Raw genomic sequence first — 20700 nt, 5'->3', positions numbered from 1 at the left:
AATACCGCGCGGCTTGCAGCTCGCTCCGAGGGATATTCCCTTAGGAGGCACCGGTCCAGGCTGCGCCGGCACCAAGGGTCACGCGAAGTAGCGGATGATCAGCATCACGCCCGAGGCGAGCACGACGACATTGATCAGCTTGAGAAACTGTTCCCGCGACATCCCGAGCGTAAGGCGGCGGCCTACCGTGATGCCGATCAGCATGCCTGGCGCGAGAAACAGCGCGAGCCACAGCAGGCTGGTGTCCAGGTAGACTCCGGCGAGCGCGAACAGCACCACGCGGGTCAGGGTGCTCAGGCCGATCAGCGTGGTCTGCGTGACCCGCATGGCGTTCTTGTCCCTGATCCGGCCGCTCAGGTAGATGGCATAGATGAAGCCGCCGCTGCCGAACAGGGCGCTGAAGACCCCTCCCACCGAGCCGAACGGGAGTGCCGCCACGCGGGAGAAAGAACGCTCGGGCCTGAGGCCGCTGAGTGAATAGAGGGAATAGCCCACCACGAATACCCCCAGTGCCAGGAGCAGGATGTCAGGTTGGCTCTGGAGCAGGATGGCGGCGCCGATCAGGCTGCCAACCACCATGAGTGGAACCAGGCGCCGGAGCTCCGTCCAGTCGGCCTTGCGTGCGTCGCGGCTGACATTGACCACGGCGGCGCAGAGATCGATCAGTGCGAGCAGCGGGACGATCTTGGCGATGGGGATATAGAGCGCGAGAATGGGGCTGGCGATCAATGCGCTACCGAACCCGGCAATGCCGAAGATCACGTAGGCGCACAGCAGGGTGGCAAAAATTACGGCATAGCCTGGCAGGCCAATGGCGAATGCATCACTCATCATCGAAGTCCGTTTTGTTGCATGGCCTCCTTGCCACGAGTGATGCACCTTACCCCTGTGAAGCCTCGTTGCCAAGACGTCCACAGGGGCCGGGCAGAACGATCAACCGATCGTCATCAGGCTCGCATTACCGCCCGCCGCAGCAGTGTTCACGCTCAATGCCCGCTCGATCACCAACCGCTCCAGCGCTACGTTGGTTTCCCCAGCCGACAGGCCGTGTACGCCGACGATCGCGCCAGCACGCTTGGCGATCTGCTCGCACACGCCGCGCAGCTGATCGGAATCGCCATGGTGCAGGACGGCCTCGAACACCACATCGTCCTTGTGCCAGTCGGCAACCAGCCTGATCTTCGCTTGCACGTCCTTCGGCAGGCGGCCACGCAGGGCCTTGCCAGGTTCGGCATCGAGCCAGACCGCCGAGCTGCCGACGGCGAGGACGGCGGCCAGCTGGGTGAGCAGGTCGGTCTCGTTGTCGGCCAGGCACAGCACGTGCTCGCGCGGCAGGATGGTGTAGCTGTTGCGCTCGCCGGTCGGGCCTGGCAGCACGCGGCTGATGCCGCTCTGCGACTGCTGGGCGTACTGGTCGCACAGGGTGGCGAGATCGCCATGCTGATTGCTGGCGGCCCAGGCCTTGAGGCCTTGAAGTGGCTTGAGCAGCGCGTCACGCAGAGGGTTGCCGGTCTTGGCGTCGCCGTCGGTGCGCTTGAAGTGCTGTTCGATGGCATCGACCGGACGGGTCGACAGCAGGCGGTACAGGTACAGCGGGCCACCGGCCTTCGGGCCGGTGCCGGACAGGCCTTCGCCGCCGAACGGTTGCACGCCGACCACGGCGCCAACGACGTTGCGGTTGACATAGACGTTACCCGCGTTGACGTTATCCACCACCTTGGCGATGGTCTCGTCGATGCGGGTGTGCACGCCCAGAGTCAGGCCGTAGCCGGAAGCGTTGATCTGCCCGATCAGCTGGTCGAGGTTGCGGCGGTTGTAGCGCACCACGTGCAGGACCGGGCCGAAGATCTCGCGCTTGAGCTCATCGAAGCTCTCCAGCTCGATCAGGGTCGGCATGACGAAGGTGCCACGCTTGCACTCGGCGCCATCGGCGATGGCGACCTGGTACACGGAGCGGCCTTTTTCACGCATGCCCTGGATGTGCTTCTCGATGCCAGCCTTGGCCTCGGCGTCGATCACCGGGCCGATGTCCACGGACAGGCGCTCGGGATTGCCCAGGCGGCTCTGGGCCATGGCACCCTTGAGCATTTCGATCACGCGGTCGGCGGAATCTTCCTGCAGGCACAGCACGCGCAGGGCCGAGCAACGCTGGCCGGCGCTGTCGAAGGCGGAGGACACCACGTCGATCACCACCTGTTCGGTCAGGGCCGAGGAGTCGACGATCATGGCGTTCTGGCCGCCGGTCTCGGCGATCAGTGGAATCGGGCGGCCCTGAGCGTCCAGGCGTCCGGCGATGTTGCGCTGCAGCAGGCGCGCCACTTCGGTGGAGCCGGTGAACATCACGCCCTTGACGCGCTCCTCGCCCACCAGGCGAGCACCCACGGTTTCACCGCGGCCTGGCAGCAGTTGCAGGACGCCTTCAGGAATACCGGCCTCAAGCAGCAGGCGCACGGCCTGGGCAGCGATCAGCGGGGTCTGCTCGGCGGGCTTGGCCAGCACCGGGTTGCCGGCGGCGAGGGCCGCCGCGACTTGCCCGGAGAAGATCGCCAGTGGGAAGTTCCACGGGCTGATGCACACCACCGGGCCGAGTGGGCGGTGGGCGTCGTTGCTGAAGTCGTTGCGCGCCTGGACGGCGTAGTAGCGCAGGAAATCCACGGCTTCGCGCACTTCGGCGATGGCGTTGGCGTAGGTCTTGCCCGCTTCGCGAACCAGCAGGCCCATCAGCGGCTGGATCTCGGCTTCCATCAGGTCGGCGGCGCGCTCGAGGATGGCGGCACGTTCGGCGGGCGGGGTGGCCTGCCAGATCGGCGCGGCGTTCAGGGCGCACTGGATGGCATTGTCGACGTCGCCGACCGTGGCTTCCTGGACGTGCCCGACCACATCGCGGTGGTCCGAGGGGTTGAGCACCGCGGCAGCAGGCTCCTGGCTGGCGGCGCAACCCAGCAGCGGCGCGGCTTTCCAGTCAGTGTGGGCGGTTGCCAGCAAGGCGCAGGACAGCGATGCCAGGCGGTGTTCGTTGGCCATGTCGATGCCGGCCGAGTTGGCCCGCTCGCTGCCATAGAGGTCGCGCGGCATCGGGATGCGCGGGTGCGGCAGGCCAATGCTGCCTTCCTGGGTGGCCATGCGCTCGATGCTGGCGACCGGGTCGGCGACCAGTTCCTGGATCGACAGCGAGTGGTCGGCCACGCGGTTGACAAAGGATGTGTTGGCGCCGTTTTCCAGCAAGCGGCGGACCAGGTAGGCCAGCAGGGTTTCGTGGGTGCCGACCGGTGCGTACACGCGGCACGGACGGTTCAGCTTGCCTTCGGAGACCTTGCCCACGACCTGCTCGTACAGTGGCTCGCCCATGCCATGCAGGCACTGGAATTCGTATTGGCCCGGGTAGTAGTTCTGACCGGCGAGCTGGTAGATGGCCGCCAGGGTATGGGCGTTGTGGGTGGCGAACTGCGGGTAGATGGCTTCAGGCACCGACAGCAGTTTGCGTGCGCAGGCGATGTAGGAAATATCGGTGTACACCTTGCGGGTGTAGACCGGATAGCCTTCCAGGCCTTCCATTTGCGCGCGCTTGATCTCGCTGTCCCAGTAGGCGCCCTTGACCAGGCGGATCATCAGGCGATGACGGCTGCGACGGGCCAGGTCGATCACGTAGTCGATCACGTACGGGCAGCGTTTCTGGTAGGCCTGGATGACAAAGCCGATGCCATTCCAGCCGGCCAGCTGCGGCTCGAAGCACAGGCGCTCGAGCAGATCGAGCGACAGCTCCAGGCGGTCGGCTTCCTCGGCGTCGATGTTCAGGCCGATGTCGTACTGCTTGGCAAGCAGGGTCAGCGACAGCAGGCGCGGGTACAGCTCCTCCATCACGCGCTCGTACTGGGCACGGCTGTAGCGCGGGTGCAAGGCGGAGAGCTTGATGGAGATGCCCGGGCCTTCATAGATGCCACGGCCGTGGGAGGCCTTGCCGATCGAATGGATCGCCTGCTCGTAGGACGCCAGGTATTTCTGCGCGTCGTGCTCGGTCAGCGCGGCTTCGCCGAGCATGTCGTAGGAATAGCGGAAGCCCTTGGACTCGAAACGGCTGGCGTTGGCCAGGGCCTCGGCGATGGTTTCGCCGGTGACGAACTGCTCGCCCATCAGACGCATGGCCATGTCGACGCCCTTGCGGATCATCGGCTCGCCGCTCTTGCCGATGATGCGGCTGAGCGAGGAGGTCAGGCCGGACTCGTTGTGGGTGGAGACCAGCTTGCCGGTCAGCAACAGACCCCAGGTCGCGGCATTGACGAACAGCGACGGGCTGTTGCCCAGGTGCGGCTGCCAGTTGCCGGTGCTGATCTTGTCGCGGATCAACGCGTCGCGGGTGCCTTTGTCCGGGATGCGCAGCAGGGCCTCGGCCAGGCACATCAGCGCCACGCCTTCCTGGGAGGACAGCGAGAACTCCTGCAGCAGCCCTTGGACGATACCCGCGCGGCCGCCGGCGCTCTTCTGGTTGCGCAGCTTGTCGGCGAGGGTCGCGGCCAGCTTGTTGGTCGCCTCAGCCAGCGGCGCGGGCAGGCGGGCCTGCTCCAGCAGCATCGGCACGACTTCCTGCTCGGGACGGCGGTAGGCGGCGGTGATGGCCGAGCGCAGGACCGACTGCGGGAGGATGCTCTCGGCGAATTCCAGGAAGCACTGATGGCTGTGATCCGCCTGGACCTCGCCCGCCTCGTCGGCGGCAATGCTGGCATGACCGTTGATTTCGGTCAGGGTGGCGCCACCCTCGAGCTTCTCCAGGTACGTGAAGATCGCTTGCTTGATCAACCAGTGCGGCGTGCGGTCGATGGACTGCGCAGCGGCCTTGAGTCGTTCACGGGTAGGGTCGTCGAGTTTGACCCCAAGGGTGGTCGTCGCCATTTCTTATCCTCATTATCTGCCACGGCTGTGGCTTAAGCTGGCGCCAAGATTAGCGATCGGACAGGGCGGGTGCAACCGGGTGCAACCCGTTTTTTGTAGGAAAAAGGTGCAATTCGTCAGACGGCTAAAACCCTATGTTGAAAAAGGTTGTTTGCGAGGCATTTTTTTCGGGATCTACAAGCGGATGGCGCTAAAACGGTGCAAAAAAGGCCGAATTTGTAGGAAATATCGGAACTGGTGCAACTGAGGGCCGAAAGTGGTTGCACCTTATTCTAGTTGTTGCATAGGATTCGCCGCCTGGGTGCAACCGGCCGACGGTGAGGTTGCTACATAAAAACAAACGCCAGGGCACAACAATGGGCAGTCCAATCACGATCACTTTCGTGATCTACATCGCGGTAATGGTGCTGATCGGCTTCATGGCCTATCGCTCCACCAAGAACCTTTCCGACTACATCCTCGGCGGACGCAGCCTCGGCTCCGTGGTGACCGCGCTCTCGGCCGGCGCATCGGACATGAGTGGATGGTTGCTGATGGGCCTGCCGGGCGCCATCTACATGTCGGGTCTTTCCGAAGCCTGGATCGCCATCGGCCTGACCGTCGGTGCCTACCTGAACTGGCTGTTCGTTGCCGGTCGCCTGCGGGTGCAGACCGAGCACAACGGCGATGCGCTGACCCTGCCTGACTACTTCGCCAGCCGGTTCGAGGACAAGAGCGGCCTGCTGCGGATCATCTCCGCCGTGGTCATCCTGGTGTTCTTCACCATCTACTGCGCCTCTGGCATCGTCGCAGGCGCGCGCCTGTTCGAAAGCACCTTCGGCATGTCGTATGAAACCGCCCTGTGGGCCGGCGCCGCGGCAACCATCGCCTACACCTTCGTGGGTGGCTTCCTGGCGGTGAGCTGGACCGATACCGTGCAGGCTTCGCTGATGATTTTCGCGCTGATCCTGACGCCGATCATCGTGCTGATCTCCACGGGCGGCTTCGACACCACCCTTCTGGCGATCGAAGCGCAGAATCCGGCGAACTTCGACATGTTCAAGGGCGCGACCTTCATCGGCATCATTTCGCTGATGGGTTGGGGCCTGGGCTACTTCGGCCAGCCGCATATCCTGGCGCGCTTCATGGCCGCCGACTCGGTGAAGTCGATCGCCAACGCCCGCCGCATCTCCATGACCTGGATGATCCTGTGCCTGGCCGGTACCTGCGGCGTGGGCTTCTTCGGTATCGCCTACTTCTCGGCCAATCCTGACCTGGCGGGTCCGGTCACCGAGAACCATGAGCGCATCTTCATCGAACTGGCGAAGATCCTGTTCAACCCATGGGTTGCCGGCGTGCTGCTTTCGGCCATCCTGGCCGCGGTGATGAGTACCCTGAGCTGCCAGCTGCTGGTGTGCTCCAGTGCGCTGACCGAGGACTTCTACAAGGCCTTCCTGCGCAAGAACGCCTCGCAGGGCGAGCTGGTATGGGTCGGTCGCCTGATGGTCCTGGCCGTTGCGCTGATCGCCATCGCCCTGGCGGCCAATCCGGATAACCGCGTGCTGGGCCTGGTGTCCTATGCCTGGGCCGGCTTCGGCGCTGCCTTTGGTCCGGTGGTGCTGCTGTCGGTACTGTGGAAGGGCATGACCCGTAACGGCGCGCTGGCTGGCATCGTGGTGGGCGCGGTCACCGTGATCGTCTGGAAGAGCCTGGGTACGGACCTGTACGAGATCATTCCAGGCTTCGCGTTCGCTACGCTGGCCATCGTCGTGGTGAGCCTGCTAGGGCGTCCGTCCGGCAGCATGGTGACTCGCTTCGAAAACGCTGACGCGGCGTATCACGCCGACAAGTAAGGCTCGCGCAGCTTGCCTGAGACGGCCCGCACCTCATCGAGGCGCGGGCCGTCGTCGTTTTGGCGGGTGTCCACTGACGGGCGCGGCGCGACAGGGTAAACTTTGCGGCCTTGCAGGAGTTGCCATGAACTATCGTCACGCCTTCCACGCCGGCAACCATGCCGACGTCTTCAAACACCTTGTCCTGACCCGGCTTATCGCGCTGATGTCACGCAAGGAACAGCCTCTCGCCTACCTCGACACCCATGCCGGGCTTGGCCTGTACGACCTGCAGGGTGACCAGGCGAGCCGCACCGGCGAGTACCTCGAGGGCATCGCCCGTCTCTGGGGGCGCGATGACCTGCCAGCGGTGACCGCCGACTACCTGCGCATCATCCAGCGCCTGAACCCCGACGGCGAACTGCGGTATTACCCGGGCTCACCAGAGCTGGCGCGGCGCCTGATGCGTCAGCAGGACCGGGTGCAGCTCAACGAGAAGCATCCCGAGGACGGGCGCCTGCTCAAGGAGAACATGAAGAAGGACCCTCGGGTCACCGTGCACCTGGGCGAGGGCTGGCATGTGCCACGCGCACTGCTGCCTGTGCAGGAGAAGCGTGCGGTGATGCTGATTGATCCGCCGTTCGAGCAGGCCGATGAACTCAAGCGCTGCAGCCAGTCGATGAAAGAGGCGATCGGACGCATGCGCCAGACCGTCGCGGCCATCTGGTACCCGATCAAGGACCAGCGCCAGCTGGTGCGCTTCTACCAGGACCTGACCAGCACGGGCGCGCCGAAGCTGCTGCGGGTCGAGCTGTACGTGCATCCGCAGGACAGCCCGCAGGGCCTGAACGGCTCGGGCCTGGCCATCGCCAACCCGCCGTGGGGGCTTGAGGAAGAGCTGCGCGAGCTGCTGCCGTGGCTGTCCCAGGTGCTGGCCCAGACGCGCGGCAGCTGGCGGATGGACTGGCTGATCGCCGAGTAGGTCGCGATGTCTTCTGCATGAGCGGGCATGTCCGCTCATGCAGGCCCCGGCCCTGTTGCAGCCATCACCGTTTCGACGCTTTGCGTTATAATCCCGCTCTTTCGCCGCCTCCCGCCCACGCGGTCGAGGCGCACTTTCAAAGTTTGAAGAGGCTAGACCCTTGGCATTGACGATTCTTGGCCTGTCCGGCGCCCTTAGCCATGATCCTTCCGCGGCCCTGTACATCGACGGCAAGCTGATTGCCGCCGCTGAAGAAGAGCGCTTCGTGCGTGACAAGCACGCGAAGAACCGCATGCCCTACGAGTCGGCGAAATTCTGCCTGGAGCAGGCTGGCATCAAGCCGTCGGACGTCGACGTGGTGGCTATTCCCTTCGCCCCGATCAGCCTGTTCGGCAAGGCCCGCTGGCACTACGCCAAGCGCTACTGGTACGCCCCGGACCGTGCCCTTGACGCGATCCTGATGGGCAACCGCCGCTACAAGCGCTACCGCAAGAAGATCGTCTGGTGCCTGGAGCAGCTGGGCTTCGACCCGAAGAAGGTCAAGATCGAGCCGGTCGAGCACCACCTGGCGCACGCCTCCAGCGCCTACCATTGCTCGGGCTTCAAGGAGAAGACCGCGATCCTGGGCATCGACGGCAAGGGCGAGTATGCCACCACGTTCTTCGGCTACGGTGAAAACGGCAAGATCCACAAGATCAAGGAATTCTTCGACCCGGATTCGCTCGGCGGCCTGTACGGCGCGATCACCGAGTTCCTCGGTTTCGAGATGCTTGACGGCGAGTTCAAGGTCATGGGCATGGCGCCGTATGGCGACGCCAGCAAGTACGACTTCTCGCGCCTTGCGAGCTTCGAGAACGGCGAGCTGGTGATCAACACCGAGTACGCCAACGTCATCGGCCTGCGCCGCTACAAAGAGAAGGGCAAGGGCTTCTACTTCTCGCCCAAGCTGATCGAGTGGCTGGGTCCGAAGCGCGAAGGCGACATCGCCGACGAGCCGTACATCCATTACGCTGCCAGCATGCAGGCGCTGTTCGAGAAACTGTCGCTGCAGATGATCGACCATTACCTGGGCGACATCCTGCGGGAAACCGGCAAGCTGGCCTTCGCCGGCGGTTGCGCGCTCAACGTCAAGCTCAACCAGAAGATCATCGCCCGTCCCGACCTCAAGGAACTGTTCGTCCAGCCGGCCTCAGGCGACGCCGGTACCGCCGTCGGCGCGGCGGCCTATGTGTCGCATGCCCGTGGCGTGCCGGTCGAGAAGATGGAACACGTCTACCTCGGCCCGGCCTACTCCAATGAGGATGTGATCGCCGCCTGCGCGCGTCATCCGAGCCAGCCGAAATGGCGCAAGCTCGACGACATGCCACGGCAGATCGCCAAGATCATGGTCGATGGCAACCCGGTCGCCTGGTTCCAGGGTCGCATGGAGTTCGGTCCGCGAGCCCTGGGTGGCCGTTCGATCATCGGTTGCCCGAGCGTGCCCGGCGTTGCCGACCGCATCAACCACCAGATCAAGTTCCGCGAGCGCTGGAGGCCTTTCTGCCCGTCGATGCTCGACACCGTCGCCCCGCAGATGATCAAGATCGATCACCCGGCGCCGTTCATGACCTTCACCTTCGAAGTCGCCGAGGAATGGAAGACCCGTGTGCCGGAAGTCGTCCATGAGGACGGCACCTCGCGTGCCCAGGTGCTCAAGCGCGAGTACAACCCGCGCTACTACGACATGATGAAGGCGCTCGAGGACCTCACCGGCAACGGCGTGTCGCTCAACACCTCGCTCAACCGCCGGGGCGAGCCGATGATCTGCTCGCCGACCGACGCGCTGAACATGTTCTTCGGCTCCGACCTGCAGTACCTGATCATGGAAGACATCCTGGTGGTCAAAGAGGGCGCGGAGGGGTATCCGGTTGACTGAGGTGCAGATCAGCGTCGTCATCCCGGCCTACAACTACGCCAGCACCCTGCCGCGCGCCGTCGAGTCGGTACTGGCGCAGCTGGGTGAGGCGCGCGCCGAGCTGCTGGTCATCGACGATGGCTCCACCGATGCCACCCCGCAGGTGCTGGAGTCTCTCCAGGGCCAGTATCCGGGGCGTTTCCGGGCCGTGCGCAAAACCAACGGCGGGCTGTCGTCGGTGCGTAACCGGGGCATCGTCGAGGCACTGGGCCAGTACCTGATCTTTCTCGATGCCGACGATGAAATGGCGCCTGGGGCGCTAGCCGCCCTGAGCCAGCACATCGACGCTCATCCGGACAGCCGCCTGATCATCGGTGGGCACTGGTCGGTGTTCGAGAACGGCACGCGTACCTTGCATCGCGTCAAGCCGCTGCCAGCGACCGCGCGCGGGCGGGTGCGGGGTTACCTGCTCGACAAGACCGTTTCCCTGTCCAATGGCGCGTGCGCGATGCATCGGGAGGTGTTTGCGCCGGGTAACTATCCCGAGCACCTGCGCAATGTCGAGGACATCCCCGTCTTTGCCCAGGTACTGGCACGGTTCCCCTGCAGCGTGCTCGATCAGCCGTTGGCGCTGATCCACAAGCACGGCGACAGCATGCGGCATGACCTCAGGCAAAGCCTGGCAGCCGGCATCGGCATGGTCGACGAGGTGTTCGCCCCGGCGCGCATGCCTGAAAGCCTGCAGGACCTGCGCAAGGCGTTCCTCGCCCAGCGCTGCCTGTCGCTGTTCCGGGACTGCTACAGCGCGGGCGACCATGCCAACGCCAAGGCCTTCTACGCGCAGGCGCTACGCGCCGATCCTCGTTCACTCACGCGCTGGTCCTACACCCGCAAAGCCATTCGGTTGCTATTCAAGTGAGCACCCTGGGCCCCGGGCAGCAAAGCTGGGCAGACAAGGCCCGTGACCTGGATCGATACCGCTGGAAGCTCCTGCGTGAGCGGCATGGCCGGGCCGGTAGCCTGCTGCGCATGGCCCGCGACATGCTGGTCGACTTGGCGCTGGGTCTGCGTGCAAAGGCGTGCTTGAGCCGCTCGGTCACCGCTACCCCTTGCCAGGTGCTGCTGCTGCATTCGGCGCCCAAATCCATGGCGCTGCAGCGCAAGAATATCCTGATCGATGCCGTTCGCGCGCGCGGGCTGCAACTGACCGAAGCCGCCTTGCGCTCGCCATCCGATGCCTGTTCCGGGCGCCTGCTGCTGGCGCCGCCGCAGCCTGTGCCATTGCGTTACCTGGCGTATGCCGCTCACGCGCAATGGCTGGTCGGGCAGTATGAACCCCAGCTGTTGATCAACGAGCGCAACGGCAGTCTGCATGCGCCGTTCCTGCGCCTGGCCCTGGCTGCGCGCAACGCCCGGCTGCTGCAGCTGGCTCATTCGGCGACACTGGACACATCGCGCCGCCTGGCCATGAACGACTACGACTACTACGCCTTGTTTGGCCGCAGCTCGCTGGTTGCCCTGCAGGCACGCAACCTGCGGTTTGGCGAGTCGACGGCCGTGCTGGTGGGGTCCTACCTGGTCGATGAAGCCTACAACCTGCCGCCTGCCGGTCCCGAGCTGAAGACGCTACTGGTTCTGGGCGTCGGCCCGGACCGGGAAAAGGAACCAGGCTACCAGCAGACCTACCAGTTGCTGCGGGACTGGGCCGAGGCGCATCCGCACCATCGCGTGCTGTTCAAGCGCCACCCGCGCAGCAAGGCGCAATTCTGGACCGAGGCCGCAGGCCGCTTCTCCAACATCGCGCTGCTGGAAACCGGCTGTTCGCTGGCCCAGGCGCTGGGGCAATCGAGCGTGGTGGTCAACATCATGTCAAACGCCGGTATCGAGGCGGGGTTGGCCGGGCGGCCGGTGATCCACGTGAATGCGGGCGACGAGGCCGACGTCTTCTCTCATGCGCTGTTTTTCGGGCCGCAGGTGCGCGATGGGGTGTCGCTTTCGCGTCAGTTGCAAGAGATCGAGCAGGATTACCCGGGCAAGGTGGCCCAGGCCCGAGGATTCGCCGATTACCACCTGGTATTCGGTTTCCAGGGCCTGGACAAGACCGCGCAACTGATCGAGAACCTGGTGCGGAACGAAGCCCCGGGCCGCGATTTCGAGACGATTCCCTTGGCCGCGACCGGTTGAACCCTGGGCTAGCGGCTTAGCGCGAGAGTGAGCTCACGTTCGGTGCAGTGGTGCTGGTGCTGCAGGTAGTGTTCAAGAAACTCTGTATTCGCGAGCAGCCATTCACGGTCCTGACGGTAGCGCAGCATATGCTTGAAGTTGCGCAGGCGCAGGCGCTTGCCCAGGGGTTTGCGGTAGATGCGCAGGTCCGCGATGTCGATCAGCCCCAGGTTGTTTTCGGGCGTCAGGACCACGTTGCCCAGATGCGCGGAGCGAAAGTACACCCCCGCTTCGTGCAGGCGGGCAACGAACACGCCCAGTTGCGCGCGCAGCCCTTCAGGCGTGTCGCTGTCCAGCAGCTGGCGCAGCGTGCGCCCGGGCAAGGGATCGTAGTGCACCGCATCGCGCTCGATGCTTGGAATGCGGTAGACCCGGCGCGCCGTCGGGCACTCGACATCGCGCTCGTGCAGGGCCCGGCAGTTCTGCGCGAAACGTTGCGCATACGGCGCCCACAGCGCGGATGTCAGCAGGCGTTTGCGACGAAACAGCTTGAGCATGGTCCCATCGGACAGGCGCAGCACTTTGTCCCCTTTGCCGTCGGCTTCAAGAACATCAGCGCCCTGGCGCAGAGTGAGGTAGGCGGTATGGTCGAGCGTTTGCATCAAGGCTCCAGGCCGAGGCCTGTCAGAAAAGGCTGATATCTTATCCCAGGGCTCGCTGCACAAAAAACCGCTATGCTACAATCTTGCCAACATTTTGAGGCGCGCCCGTTTGCAAGGCGTTGATCTCTGAGGGGTTGTCAAGGACGGTCACGGAGGATTCTTGCGGGTAGTTGCAGGCAATATTTTGGACGCTCTATGACAACAACGATGTTCATTTCCTTTGCCAAGCACCAAAGTCTCTACTTCAGCCGGTTGCTTGACGAGACGGATCTTCAGGGTAAGGTCGTCACGCCTCGACAAATGCCCTGGCCACGGCTGACACAAATTTCCGGCGTACTGTCGCGCATCGACTGGCAGAGCCTGGTCGACGAAAAATGCGAAGAACGCCAGGTCAAGAAAAAGTCCAACGGATGCGTCTATCGCCTGCTGCTGCGTGCCGAGCTGCTGTGGACGGCGTTACGTGCCAAGGCCCTGCTGGACCGGGAGCGTCCCGACGTTCTGGGGTTCTGGAATGGCGCCCATCGCTATTCCCGGTTGCTTGCCGCGCTGGCACCACCGGGGTGCAAGACCTTCTTCTTCGAGAACGGGTTGCTGCCCGACACCACCACCGTGGACCCACGGGGTGTGAACTACCTCAATTCCGTTCCCCGCGACCCCCGCTTCTACGTCGACTTCCCCGCTCCGGCGTCCGACCTGCGGATCAAGGCCGTTCTGGTGCCGCGCCAGCCGCGTAGCGCAGGTCCCGCACCAATCGAACTGCCGGCGCGGTATGTCTTCATACCCTTCCAGGACGACCGCGATACCCAGGTCAGACTGTTTTCACCCTGGGTCCGGAACATGCGCGATCTCTTCAGTCTGGGCGAACGCCTGGCTGCGCAAACCGGCCTGACGGTGGTGTTCAAGGAGCACCCCTCGAGTCGCGAGTCCTATCCAGACCTGCATGCCCGGGCGCACGAGCGGCTGCTGTTCGCCAATGGCAACGCCACCCAGCAACTGATCGAGTGCAGCCAGTTCGTCATCACGCTGAACTCGACGGTGGGCCTGGAGAGTCTTCTGCTGGACAAGCCGGTGATGACCCTGGGGCAGGCGTTCTACAACATTGAAGGCCTGGTGGTGCATGCCGACACCGCCGACCAGGCGATGACCCTGGCGCGCGACGCTGCCCACTGGCCGCTGGATGCTCAGCTCAGGCGTAACTTCGTTCACTACCTGACCGAGCACTACTGCATCAAAGGTGCCTGGAAAAACGCCGACAAGGCCCAATTGCAACGAGTCGCCAACCGAATCCTGGGTAAGGACAATTGTTGAAAAGTATAAAAAGGCTTGTGGGTAAGGAAGTCCTGATGATCTGGGCATCATTGGGGCTGCTGGTACTGTTGTGTGGGCCCTGGGTCTTGCCGAACAACAAGCTCTATCACCAGATGATCATCTTCCTGCTGTGGCTGCCGGCGTTGCTGGCGCTGTTCCACCGGGATTTTCGCGTGATGCTCAAGCAGCCAGAGTCTGTGCTGTTTGCCCTGTTCGTCGCCTGGACCTTTCTGGTACTGGCGGTGGAGGGCGGCGACGACGTCTTCAGCAAGAGCAAGGTGCCGATCTACGTGGCGCTTACCCTGGTGGGAATACTGCTGGCCGCCCAGCGCCGCCAACGATCCCTTGAGTCGCTGCTGCTGGGCTCCTCCATCGTGGGCGGACTGTTTGCCATCGTCTCCTGGCTGGCTTTCTATCGAGTGCCCGAACAGGCCTTCAACGGTCGGCTGATTGCCGTCGGTCTGTGGGACACCGCCATCATGGCCGCGCATGCCGTCGGTGCGCTGGCGATCATGGGCGCGTTCACGCTACAGACCCAGCGCATCAATCCCTGGGTGAAGCTGTTGGTGCTGGTTCCGGCGGTGGGCTACGCGATGTTCCTGGGCTTCAGCCAGACCCGTGGCGTGTGGATCGGCCTGGCCGCCTGCATGCTGGTGATGGTGGTCGCGCGTCCTTCGCGCCTGGGCGTCGGGCTGATTGTCCTGGCCGGCCTTGGGGTGGGCGCCATCGCCCTGTATGACCCGCAGATCCTGTCGCAGCGTGGGGTTTCCTACCGCCCTGAGCTTTGGCATGGCGGCATGGAACTGATGCTCGACAACTGGGTGATGGGCCTGGGTTTCCATCAGTATGAAATCCCGATCGTGGAGCTCCAGGTCGCCTTCAAGCATCCGCATAACCTGTTTCTGGACACCGGAGTCCGCGAAGGGGTGATCGGGCTGCTGCTGTTCGCCTGCCTGTGGCTGGTGGTGGGATGGCGCGGCTGGGTGTCGCGCGCGCAGCCTCTTGGGCAGGTGGTGTTGGCCCTGTGGGTGTTTTCCGGTGTGTCGCTGCTGACCGATGGCATCGGCTTGTGGCTCAAGCCCAATGCGGACTGGCTGATCACCTGGCTGCCGATTGCCCTGAGTATCGTATTGGCGTCTCGCCAGCACCCGGCGCGCAGCGATTTGCCTGGCAGCACGGCGCACCAGTAGGAAATGCGCGGGCAGTGATGTCGCGGGCGCCGGCAGGCATTGCCCTGCGTCCCGGCCCGCCTGGCTCATATTCATTGCTTCGCTGTTACAATGCGCAGCTTGTCTGTCTTTTAAAACGTACGAGGCGCACCAAATGGCCAATCCCGACCAGCAATCGAGCATGAAGATCTATCTGCGATTGCTGAAATACGTGCTCCCGTACTGGGGTGCTTTTGCTATTAGCATAGTGGGGTTCGTGCTTTTCGCATCCAGCCAGCCGATGCTGGCGGACATGCTCAAACATTTCCTCGATGCCTTGCAGAAGCCCGATGACGCCAAGTTTCTGGGTGTCTCGCTGGTGCTCGGCGTGCCGCTGCTGATCGTGCTGATCGCGGTCTACCAAGGCATCGGCTCGTTCCTGGGCAACTACTACCTGGCCAAGGTCGCCCGTGGTGTTGTCCATGATCTGCGGTGCGAGCTGTTCGATAACCTGCTGACCCTGCCCAACCGTTACTTCGACAATCACAATTCCGGGCACCTGATTTCGCGCATCACCTACAACGTGACCATGGTGACCGGTGCGGCCACCGATGCGATCAAGGTCGTGATCCGTGAAGGCCTGACCGTTGTATTCCTGTTCGGTTACCTGCTGTACACCAACTGGAAAATGACCCTGGTGCTGCTGGCGATCCTGCCGGTCATCGCGGTGCTGGTGAGCAGCGCGAGCAAGAAATTCCGCAAGCAGAGCAAGAAGATCCAGGTGGCGATGGGCGATGTGACCCATGTGGCCTCGGAGACCATCCAGGGCTATCGCGTGGTCCGCAGCTTCGGTGGCGAGTCCTATGAAACGGAGCGCTTCCACAAGGCCAGCGCCGACAACATGAACCGCAGCCTGGGCATGACCCGCACCCAGTCGATCTACACGCCGGTCCTGCAACTGGTGATCTACGTCGGCATGGCCGTGCTGATGTACCTGGTGTTGTACATGCGCGGCGATGCCTCGGCGGGTGAGCTGATTGCCTACATCACCGCCGCCGGTCTGCTGCCCAAGCCGATCCGCCAGCTGTCGGAAGTCAGCGCGACCATCCAGAAAGGGCTCGCGGGCGCCGAGAGCATCTTCGAGCAGCTCGACGAAGTGCCCGAAGTCGACACCGGCACCCAGGAAGTACAGCGGGTGAGCGGACGCCTTGAAGTGCGCAATCTCAGCTTCCAGTACCCAGGCACCGAGAAGATGGTGCTCAGCGACATTTCCTTCACGGCCCAGGAAGGCCAGATGGTTGCGCTGGTGGGGCGTTCTGGCAGCGGCAAGTCGACCCTGGCCAGCCTGATTCCGCGTTTCTATCACCACGGCAAAGGCCAGATCCTGCTCGATGGCGTGGACGTCGAAGACTACAAGCTGACCAACCTGCGTCGGCATATCGCCCTGGTGACTCAACAGGTCACGCTGTTCAACGACACCGTCACCAATAACATTGCCTATGGCGACCTGGCCGGCGCGCCGATCGCGGACGTCCACAAGGCCGCTACGGACGCCTACGCCGCCGAGTTCATCGAAAACATGCCCGAGGGCTACGACACGCTGGTGGGTGAGAACGGCGTGCTGTTGTCCGGCGGCCAGCGCCAGCGCCTGGCAATCGCCCGGGCATTGCTCAAGAATGCGCCGTTGCTGATTCTCGACGAAGCCACGTCGGCCCTGGACACCGAGTCCGAGCGCCATATCCAGGCTGCCCTGGACCGTGTGATGAAAGGGCGGACCACGCTGGTCATCGCCCATCGCCTGTCGACCATCGAGAAGGCCGACCTGATCCTGCTGATGGACCAGGGCCGTATCATCGAGCGTGGCACGCACGCCGAACTATTGGCCCTCAATGGCCAGTACGCGCGCCTTCACGAGAAGAACTTCGACGAGACGGCCGATGGCGTGATGAAGGAGCCGCACGTTTGATCCTGAGTTATTGCAGGGCCTGGCGGGAAAGCGGCTGGACGCCTATCGATGCCACGGACTATGCCCAAGCCTGGCAGCGGTATGGGGGCAGCGTGGCGAGTCATCCCGCGGTCGTTGAACGGTTGGCCGGGCTGGCGGGCATCGCGGTGCGCTACCTGGGGTGGTTCGTGGAGGGCGAAATGCTTGCCGCGATGCCCACCTGGGGGCGGCATGTCGCCTTGTCCAAGGATGTGCTCAAGCGCCAGGGCAAGCGGGGCCTGTTCGACCTGGGCAATGCCGAGATCATCCTGCCCGCCGCGGAGCATGCGAAGGCTCGGGTGCGTCATGGCATGCGTTATGTCTCGCAGCTCAACGCGGACAACCTCACCGGCCTTACCGAGCAGCCCGAGGGCCTGGCCCTGGCCCGTGAGCCGGAGGACTACAGCAAGAAGTTTCGCTACAACCAGCGGCGCGAAAAACGCCTGCTCGAGGAAGCCGGAGGCAGCATCCGCCCGATGCTGGAGCTGACCGCCAGCGAACAGGCACGTATCTACGCCGACCTGTTCCAGCGCCGCTGGAACTTCGAGGCGCCCGGCCATGCCCATCTTGCCGAAGTGTTCAGCCTGCTGCGCGAATTCATGACCGGATCTGTCATCTACCTGAATGACGAGCCGGTGGCGGTGCAGGTCCTGTATCGCGTGGAGGCGCCCAAATGGCTGAGCCTCGAATACATCAACGGGGGCGTGGATCCGCAGCAACGCGAGTTCAGTCCCGGCAGCGTGCTCAGCTTCGTCAATACCCAGGCCGCCTGGGAAGAGGCGCATGCCCTGGGCAAGCCGCTGCGTTATTCGTTCGGCCGTGCCGATCGGGAATACAAGGACCGCTGGTGCCACCGGGTGCCGGTCTACCGGGTTTGAGCGAGGTCATGCAGCCATGAGCGGACGCAAGCAACAGTTGCTCAAGCGCCATCGTCAACGCAAGCGCCTGGTATTGATCGGTGCGTTGCTGGCGGCGCTGTCGTGCGGCATCTTCATCGCGTGGTGGCCTTTGCCACTGTTGCTGCTGCTGGGCTGGGTGGCCCACGAGGCCTGGTTCGCCGACCATCTGTTCTATGCGCCGAGCGACGATTACCGCTACGACTTCCCGGCCGGTACGCCCCGGTTTCCGGTGTCGCTGGCCGATGGGTCAGTGCATGTCTCGGGCGACTTCGGCGCCGCGCAGACGCTGGTGCTCCAGGTACGGGTCGAGAGTCACTGGCTGGGCCGCCTGCTCGATCCGCAGGTGTGGGTTGGTGATGACCGCCAGGACTTCGAGCGCGGTGTCGCAGGGGAGCGCTTCATCAACCTGTCTGGACAGGGCGACGCGCTGGCCGCCGGGACGCTGACCTTGCGCGGCCGCTTCTGCCGCCTGGCGCCCACGGCTGTCTTGCATGCGATGAGCAACCCGGACTTCGCCGAGCAATCGATGCTGATCATCGCGCCCCATGCCGACGATGCCGAGCTGGCGGCCTTCGGCCTTTACAGCCGGGCATCCGAGGTTTCCATCGTCACCCTGACCCAGGGTGAGATCGAGGCCGAGGCATTCCAGGACATGGGGCTGGACGCGGCTCAGGCGGCCTTGCTCAAGGGCCGCCTGCGCAGCTGGGACAGCCTGGCGGTGCCGTTGTGGGGCGGCGTGCCGCAGCAGCGGTGCGTGCAGCTGGGTTACTACTGCCTGCAGCTGGGCGCGATGGCTGAACAACCCGAACAGGCCTTCGGTTCTCGCGAGTCGGGGCAGTGCGATATTCGCCCAGTTCGCCAGCACAATACCGTGGGCCTGCCCGGTGACGCCGATGGCCAGCCGACCTGGCGCAACCTGGTGGCGGACCTTGCCCGCCTGCTGGAGCTGCATCGTCCTCAGGTGGTGCTGACTCCTCATCCCGAGCTGGATCCGCACAGTGACCATGTCGCCAGTACCCGCGCCCTCATGGAAGCCATCGAGCTGAGCGCCTGGCGGCCCCACAGCCTGTTGCTGTACGCCAATCACCTGCATGACAACGACCGCTGGCCGATGGGACCGGCGGATTACGGCATCGCGTTGCCGCCGAGCATCGAGCCGCTGCCCGCCGACAGGCTCTGGAGCCCACAGCTGGACGCGGACACGCGCCTGGACAAGGCCATGGCCTTGGGCATGCAGCATGACCTGCAAGGCCGGCCACCGCTGAAAAGGCGGGTGCGCCGGACCCTCCAGCGGCTGCTGGCCGGGCGCCGCTGGCCGCGCACGGGCGAAGACGAATTTTTCCGCAAGGCAGTGCGCCGGCACGAGCTATTCTGGGTGCGTACCCTGAATGATCCGACACCGGATGACAGCCGCTGACCTACAGCTCGCGTGCGGCCGCCTTGTGCCGCTATGTTATTATCCGCGCAGCTTTTATCACCCCTTGGAGTTTCCATGAAGTTATCCATGCCACGATTTGATCAGGCGCCGGTCCTGGTGGTCGGTGATGTGATGCTTGACCGTTACTGGCATGGCGGTACGTCGCGAATTTCGCCCGAAGCGCCGGTGCCGGTGGTGCGCGTCGAGCAGATCGAGGACCGTCCAGGCGGTGCGGCCAACGTTGCCTTGAACATTGCCGCGCTGGGCGCGCCGGCGTCGCTGGTCGGCGTCACCGGCCAGGATGAAGCGGCCGAGAGCCTGGCCAACAGCCTGCAGGCTGCTGGCGTGCGCTCGATCTTCCAGCGCATCGCGCACCAGCCGACCATCGTCAAGCTGCGAGTCATGAGCCGTCACCAGCAGCTGCTGCGCATCGACTTCGAAGAACCCTTCGCCACCGACGCGCTGTCGCTGGGCGCCGAGGTCGACACGCTGCTCGAAGGCGTCAAGGTCCTGGTGCTTTCGGACTACGGCAAGGGCGCGCTGCGCAATCACCAGGCGCTGATCCAGGCCGCCAGGGCCAAGGGTATTCCGGTGCTCGCCGACCCCAAGGGCAAGGACTTCTCGGTCTACCGGGGCGCAAGCCTGATCACCCCGAACCTCAGCGAGTTCGAGGCTATCGTGGGGCGCTGCGCCGACGAATCCGAACTGGTCGCCAAGGGCTTGCAACTGATGCAGGAACTCGACCTGGGCGCCTTGCTGGTGACGCGTGGCGAGCACGGCATGACGTTGCTGCGCGCTGACCATCCGGCCATGCACCTGCCGGCGCGTGCCCGTGAAGTGTTCGATGTCACCGGTGCCGGCGATACGGTCATCTCCACCCTGGCCGCGGCCATCGCCGCTGGCGAAGACCTGCCCCAGGCCGTGGGCCTGGCCAACCTGGCCGCGGGCATCGTGGTTGGCAAGCTGGGCACGGCGGCGATCAGCGCGCCTGAACTGCGGCGGGCGATCCAGCGCGAAGAGGGCTCCGAGCGCGGCGTGCTCAGCCTCGACCAGTTGCGCCTGGCCATCGACGACGCCCGCGCGCACAAGGAAAAGATCGTCTTCACCAATGGCTGCTTCGATATTCTCCACGCAGGCCACGTGACCTACCTGGAGCAGGCGCGCGCCCAGGGCGATCGGCTGATCGTCGCGGTCAACGACGATGCATCGGTGAGTCGCCTGAAAGGGCCGGGCCGGCCGATCAATAGTGTCGACCGGCGCATGGCGGTGCTAGCGGGGCTTGGCGCGGTGGACTGGGTCATCAGCTTTCCGGAAGGCACGCCCGAGAACCTGCTCGGCGAGGTCCGGCCAGACGTGCTGGTCAAGGGTGGCGACTACGGCATCGACCAGGTGGTGGGCGCCGATATCGTCACGGCGTATGGCGGCACCGTGAAGGTGCTGGGGCTGGTCGAAAACAGCTCGACCACGGCGATTGTGGAAAAGATTCGCAAGAACTGAAGTGTGTCCGCGCAGCCTTGTGCGGTCTGATCCGGCCTCTTCGCCAGC

General features: G+C 64.1%; 14 protein-coding genes. 11 read left to right on the top strand and 3 right to left on the bottom strand.

What is annotated here, in order from left to right; genetic code table 11:
- Positions 1-78 precede the first annotated feature (78 nt).
- Both VJS90_RS16850 and putA read right to left on the bottom strand, forming a co-directional pair.
- Positions 79-831, bottom strand: coding sequence for a sulfite exporter TauE/SafE family protein (locus VJS90_RS16850; RefSeq protein WP_324122780.1), 753 nt, complete (start codon positions 829-831; stop codon positions 79-81).
- A gap of 102 nt (positions 832-933) precedes the next feature.
- Positions 934-4887, bottom strand: a complete 3954-nt coding sequence (putA, locus tag VJS90_RS16845) for a trifunctional transcriptional regulator/proline dehydrogenase/L-glutamate gamma-semialdehyde dehydrogenase (RefSeq protein WP_324122779.1) — start codon at positions 4885-4887, stop codon at positions 934-936.
- A gap of 356 nt (positions 4888-5243) precedes the next feature.
- Between putA and putP the strand changes: the two genes are divergently transcribed.
- The 5 genes from putP (at position 5244) to VJS90_RS16820 (ending at position 11758) form a co-directional block, all read left to right on the top strand.
- The gene (gene putP, locus VJS90_RS16840) at positions 5244-6719 is read left to right on the top strand and encodes a sodium/proline symporter PutP (protein ID WP_324122778.1); all 1476 of its coding nucleotides are present in this window, start codon (positions 5244-5246) and stop codon (positions 6717-6719) included.
- A gap of 124 nt (positions 6720-6843) precedes the next feature.
- The gene (locus VJS90_RS16835; RefSeq protein ID WP_324122777.1) at positions 6844-7680 is read left to right on the top strand and encodes a 23S rRNA (adenine(2030)-N(6))-methyltransferase RlmJ; all 837 of its coding nucleotides are present in this window, start codon (positions 6844-6846) and stop codon (positions 7678-7680) included.
- Between the two features lie 160 nt (positions 7681-7840).
- Entirely contained in the window at positions 7841-9595 is a 1755-nt protein-coding gene (locus tag VJS90_RS16830) for a carbamoyltransferase (RefSeq protein WP_324122776.1), read from the top strand.
- Complete coding sequence (locus VJS90_RS16825; RefSeq protein WP_324122775.1) at positions 9588-10493, top strand: glycosyltransferase family 2 protein; 906 nt, start codon at positions 9588-9590, stop codon at positions 10491-10493. The genes VJS90_RS16830 and VJS90_RS16825 overlap by 8 nt, the downstream gene beginning before the upstream one ends.
- Positions 10490-11758, top strand: a complete 1269-nt coding sequence (locus tag VJS90_RS16820) for a capsule biosynthesis protein (protein ID WP_324122774.1) — start codon at positions 10490-10492, stop codon at positions 11756-11758. Before VJS90_RS16825 ends, VJS90_RS16820 begins: the two co-directional genes overlap by 4 nt.
- 8 nt (positions 11759-11766) lie before the next feature.
- Here the strand turns inward: VJS90_RS16820 and VJS90_RS16815 are convergent, their stop codons facing one another.
- Positions 11767-12399 carry a toluene tolerance protein gene (locus VJS90_RS16815; protein WP_324122773.1) on the bottom strand — a complete coding sequence of 211 codons (633 nt, stop codon included), beginning with the start codon at positions 12397-12399 and terminating at the stop codon, positions 11767-11769.
- A 207-nt stretch (positions 12400-12606) separates the two neighbouring features.
- Between VJS90_RS16815 and VJS90_RS16810 the strand changes: the two genes are divergently transcribed.
- From VJS90_RS16810 to hldE, 6 genes are all read left to right on the top strand, one after another.
- Entirely contained in the window at positions 12607-13707 is a 1101-nt protein-coding gene (locus VJS90_RS16810) for a capsular biosynthesis protein (protein WP_324122772.1), read from the top strand.
- Positions 13708-13742: 35 nt separating this feature from the next.
- Positions 13743-14897 carry an O-antigen ligase family protein gene (locus VJS90_RS16805; RefSeq protein WP_324122771.1) on the top strand — a complete coding sequence of 385 codons (1155 nt, stop codon included), beginning with the start codon at positions 13743-13745 and terminating at the stop codon, positions 14895-14897.
- A gap of 133 nt (positions 14898-15030) precedes the next feature.
- Positions 15031-16821 (top strand): lipid A export permease/ATP-binding protein MsbA, encoded by a 1791-nt coding sequence (msbA, locus tag VJS90_RS16800; RefSeq protein WP_324122770.1) that lies wholly within the window; start codon positions 15031-15033, stop codon positions 16819-16821.
- Positions 16821-17717 (top strand): GNAT family N-acetyltransferase, encoded by an 897-nt coding sequence (locus tag VJS90_RS16795; protein WP_324123237.1) that lies wholly within the window; start codon positions 16821-16823, stop codon positions 17715-17717. Before msbA ends, VJS90_RS16795 begins: the two co-directional genes overlap by 1 nt.
- Before the next feature lie 16 nt (positions 17718-17733).
- A complete protein-coding gene (locus VJS90_RS16790) occupies positions 17734-19155 on the top strand; it encodes a PIG-L family deacetylase (protein ID WP_324122769.1) in 1422 nt (473 codons plus the stop codon).
- A 75-nt stretch (positions 19156-19230) separates the two neighbouring features.
- Entirely contained in the window at positions 19231-20652 is a 1422-nt protein-coding gene (gene hldE, locus VJS90_RS16785; protein ID WP_324122768.1) for a bifunctional D-glycero-beta-D-manno-heptose-7-phosphate kinase/D-glycero-beta-D-manno-heptose 1-phosphate adenylyltransferase HldE, read from the top strand.
- Positions 20653-20700: the final 48 nt, after the last annotated feature.

The organism is Pseudomonas sp. (genome assembly GCF_035277045.1).
In the GTDB taxonomy this organism is placed as follows: Bacteria; Pseudomonadota; Gammaproteobacteria; order Pseudomonadales; family Pseudomonadaceae; genus Aquipseudomonas.
This window is presented reverse-complemented; position numbering and strand designations above follow the sequence as displayed.